Raw genomic sequence first — 3,825 nt, 5'->3', positions numbered from 1 at the left:
GAAATCGATTGCGCGGTCAGCGTGCCATCCGCGCCCTGGGTCACGAAGGTGACAATCTTCACCCCGACCTTGAGCAAACTGCGATCCCCCGGCGTCAGATTGACGATCGGCACATCCTCCGGCACCAGGATCTTCTGCTGCCCGCCCTTGTAACTGACGGTCAGCACCCGCCCATTACTCACCACCAGATCACCGACGCTGCCATTGGTCATGCTGCTGCCCCTGGCCAGGTCGAACGGCCGATGGCCGTCGCCACTGCCGGCCAGTTCCGGCGGGAATACGTGCACTTCAAGGGCCTTGAGCGTGCCATCCTCCTGGGGCATGGCCGCCGAACCGATGTAGCTGCCGGGTTTGATGTCTTCGATATTTGCCAGCGTGACGGCGCGGACCTTGGTGTCGGCGGTCAACTGGATGACCACGTTTTCGCCGCTGTTGACGTGGACTTTCAGCGCCTCGGCGCTGACCCCGGTGATCTCGCCGCGCACACCGATGCGCATCCCCGGTGCGTCCGCGGCCTGTACGCTGGCCGTGCCAAGCAGGCTGATCAAGGCAATGGTTACGGTGTGGCGAAGCCTCTGACGAAACATTGCAATCCTCCGGTCATGAATGTTGAACAAGCCGCTGCAAACATAAGCACGCTATCGAAGAAGATGTAAGTGAATGTATCATCGCCTTTCAACGGTCGGACGCAAAGTCCACCGATGGATGCCCCCTGACAGAAGCCAGTCATTCCGCGACGGAATAATTGATATCAACCGAAGGCTTCTTCTGCGCGCCCGTTTTGTCCCTTAGCCTCACCGCATCCCCTTTCGCCGGATCGAGAAATCTTATGACCGCCACTACACACGCAATGACCCGAGGCATGGTGCTGCTGTTCGCCTTCTGCTGCGGCGCCATCGTCGCCAACATCTACTACGCACAGCCAATCATCGGCCTGATCGCCCCGGACATCGGCCTGTCCGACACCATGGCCAGCTTCATCGTCTCGCTCACGCAGATCGGTTATGCGCTGGGCCTGTTCTTTCTGGTGCCGCTCGGCGACCTGCTGGAAAACCGCCGGTTGATGATCATCACCACCGTGGTGGCGATTGCCAGCCTGCTCGGCGCGGCATTCACCAGTCAGCCGAATGTGTTCCTGCTGATTTCATTGCTGGTGGGCTTCAGTTCGGTGTCGGTGCAGATCCTGATTCCCCTCGCCGCGCATCTGGCGCCGGAAGAATCCCGTGGCCGGGTGGTCGGCGGGATCATGGGGGGGCTGCTGCTGGGTATCCTGCTGGCGCGGCCGGTGTCGAGCGTCGTGGCTGACCATTTCGGCTGGCGCGCGATGTTCATGATTGCTGCCGCGTTGATGGCGGCGATCAGCGTGGTGCTGGCGTTGACCGTACCCAAGCGTCAGCCGGATCACAGCGCTTCTTATGGCCAGTTGATCGGTTCGTTGTGGACCCTGCTGCGCCAGCAACCGGTGTTGCGTCAGCGCGCGTTTTATCAGGGCTGCATGTTCGCCACGTTCAGCCTGTTCTGGACGGCGGTGCCGCTGGAACTGGCGCGCAACCATGGTCTGTCGCAAAGTGAAATCGCGATCTTCGCCCTGGTCGGTGCCATCGGGGCCATCGCCGCCCCCATCAGCGGACGCCTCGCGGACGCTGGCCACACTCGCATCGCCTCGCTGCTGGCCATGCTGTTCGCCAGCCTGAGCTTTCTGCCGGCCTTCATTCACCCGGCCTACAGTGTGATCGGCCTGGCCGTCACCGGCGTGGTACTCGACTTCTGCGTGCAGATGAACATGGTCCTCGGCCAGCGCGCTGTCTATTCGCTGGACGCCAAAAGCCGCGGTCGCCTGAACGCCCTGTACATGACCAGCATCTTCATCGGCGGCGCCTTCGGCTCCTCGGTCGCCAGTGCGGTGTACGAACATGGCGGCTGGTTGTGGATCGTGATTGTCGGCAGCGTGTTCCCGCTGCTGGCGCTGTTGCGGTTTCTGAGTGTCTCGCAGCGTGGTGCATTGGCAACGGCGTAAGACGTCAACGCATCGCGAGCAGGCTCGCTCTCACAGGTTGCTGACTGGACCTGTGGGAGCGATGACGCTTAATACCGAACCAGTTTCTCCATCGCCGCATCCGCCAGAAAGGAGGAGCGGCTTTTGACGTTGTGCTCACGCACATAGCGATCAATGCGTTGGATGACATAGCCCGGCAACGTCACGTTGACCTTCTCGGTTTTGCCCAGGTAGGGCGAGATATCCAGCTCCAGCATGCCCCAGCCCATGTCGGCAAACTCCGGATTATTGCGATGGACCGCTGCCGACGTCGGCATGGGAATCGACTCGCCGTCCGCCGCCATCTCCTGTAGCAGGATGTGAGCGATTTCGACGGCGGCGTTGTAGGCGTCCTCGAAGGTATCCCCAGCCGTGGCCGCGCCGGGAATGTCGGGTATCTGAATACCGATGGCGGTGTTGTCGTCACCCCATTCGATGCAGATCGGATATTGCATTATGGATCTCCCTTGTCGCGGGCTGGCGGGTTGTATCGGTGCCTGAAGATGTGATGACTGCCGGTAACCCGATCCAGCGTCCAGCCTGCCTCCTCCAGCTCCTTGATCAATAGCCTGCTCTGCACCCACCGCCTCCTTGCCTCGGCCTGCTAAAAGCAACCCTGGAGTTATTTTTACTCAAGCCCAGAAATCTACGGAGTGACGTCCGGTTGTTTTACCGAATGTGATGATCGGCCCCATTCCCCCCAGGCATGAGTGCTATGCCACGCGCCTGTGTTCCACTGCCCTCGCCTCACGGTCAATCTTGAATCCAGCCACTACCGGCGCTCCTACAGGACTTTCGACCATGACCCTGCAAGCAAGACTCGACGCGTTCAAAGCCGACTTCAAGGCCGGCAAGCCCCCTTACAACGCCCCCGCCGACATTCACCCGGTGATGGAGCGCGCCACCGCCGAGCTGATCGCCTCCGGCGCGGCAAACCGTGCCCTGAAAGTCGGTGACATGGCGCCGCTGTTCACCCTGAAAGACCCCGAAGGCCATCCCGTATCGTCGGCGGATCTACTGGCGCAAGGGCCATTGGTGTTGACGTTCTATCGCGGTGTCTGGTGCCCGTACTGCAACCTGGAATTGCAGGCGTTGCAGGCCTTTCTCCCGTCGATTCAGCACGCCGGCGCCAGTCTGCTGGCCATTTCGCCGCAGATCGCGGCCAACAGCCGCAAGTCGCAACGCATCAACCAATTGCAATTCCCGATCCTCAGCGACCCGCGCAATGACGTGGCGGCGGCGTTCGGCCTGCGTTTCGAATTACCGGACTACCTGATCGAGCTGTACAAGAACCTGCGCAACGACCTGCCGACCTTCAACGATGATCCAGCGTGGACATTGCCGATGCCGGCCCGTTTTGTGATCGCTCAGAATGGCGTGATTCGTTACGCCGAGGTCAACCCGGATTACACTCAGCGTCCCGAGCCTGAAGCGATGCTGGATGCATTGCGCGGCTGATCCGATCCCCTGTGCCCAGGAGTTGCCATGACCCGACGTACCTTCCTCATCACCGGCGCCAGCAAAGGCATAGGCCGGGCGCTGGCCGAGCATCTGGACCGTGCCGGCCATCGGGTGGTGGGGATTGCCCGCCAGCCTGACCTGAGCTTTCCGGGCATCCTGTTTCCACTGGATCTGAGTGATCGCAAGCTGACCGGCGAGGTACTGGCGGAACTGGCGCGCACCTATGAATTCGACGGGCTGGTGAACAACGTCGGGCTGGTACGACCGCAGGCCTTGGGCGACATTGATCTGGACGCGTTCGACGAGGTCATGCGGCTCAATCTGCATTC

At 61.2% G+C, this 3,825-nt stretch carries 5 protein-coding genes and 1 pseudogene; 3 read left to right on the top strand and 3 right to left on the bottom strand.

All coding sequences use genetic code 11. The annotated features are described in order from the left end of the window. The coding region (locus DBR24_RS23105) for a DUF5666 domain-containing protein (RefSeq protein WP_128615910.1) at window positions 1-587 on the bottom strand (587 nt) is incomplete at its 3' end. Between the two features lie 242 nt (window positions 588-829). Here DBR24_RS23105 and DBR24_RS23100 point away from each other — a divergent pair. Then, on the top strand, window positions 830-2,017 hold the full coding sequence (locus DBR24_RS23100) for an MFS transporter (protein ID WP_128615909.1): 1,188 nt from the start codon (window positions 830-832) through the stop codon (window positions 2,015-2,017). A 68-nt stretch (window positions 2,018-2,085) separates the two neighbouring features. On the opposite strand, the gene DBR24_RS23095 is transcribed toward DBR24_RS23100, so the two are convergent. Next, a complete protein-coding gene (locus DBR24_RS23095) occupies window positions 2,086-2,490 on the bottom strand; it encodes a type II toxin-antitoxin system HicB family antitoxin (RefSeq protein WP_128615908.1) in 405 nt (134 codons plus the stop codon). Between the two features lie 26 nt (window positions 2,491-2,516). Further along, window positions 2,517-2,615: pseudogene (locus DBR24_RS23090) on the bottom strand (type II toxin-antitoxin system HicA family toxin); the annotation flags it as partial. A 221-nt stretch (window positions 2,616-2,836) separates the two neighbouring features. On the opposite strand from DBR24_RS23090, the gene DBR24_RS23085 reads away from it, so the two are divergent. Together DBR24_RS23085 and DBR24_RS23080 are read left to right on the top strand one after the other, a co-directional pair. Further along, entirely contained in the window at window positions 2,837-3,493 is a 657-nt protein-coding gene (locus tag DBR24_RS23085) for a peroxiredoxin-like family protein (protein WP_128615906.1), read from the top strand. A 27-nt stretch (window positions 3,494-3,520) separates the two neighbouring features. After that, window positions 3,521-3,825: SDR family NAD(P)-dependent oxidoreductase (locus DBR24_RS23080; RefSeq protein WP_128615905.1), on the top strand; the 305-nt coding region annotated here is incomplete at its 3' end.

Origin of the sequence: Pseudomonas sp. HMWF006 (assembly GCF_003061205.1) — a bacterium.
In the GTDB taxonomy this organism is placed as follows: domain Bacteria; phylum Pseudomonadota; class Gammaproteobacteria; order Pseudomonadales; family Pseudomonadaceae; genus Aquipseudomonas; species Aquipseudomonas monsensis.
This window is presented reverse-complemented; position numbering and strand designations above follow the sequence as displayed.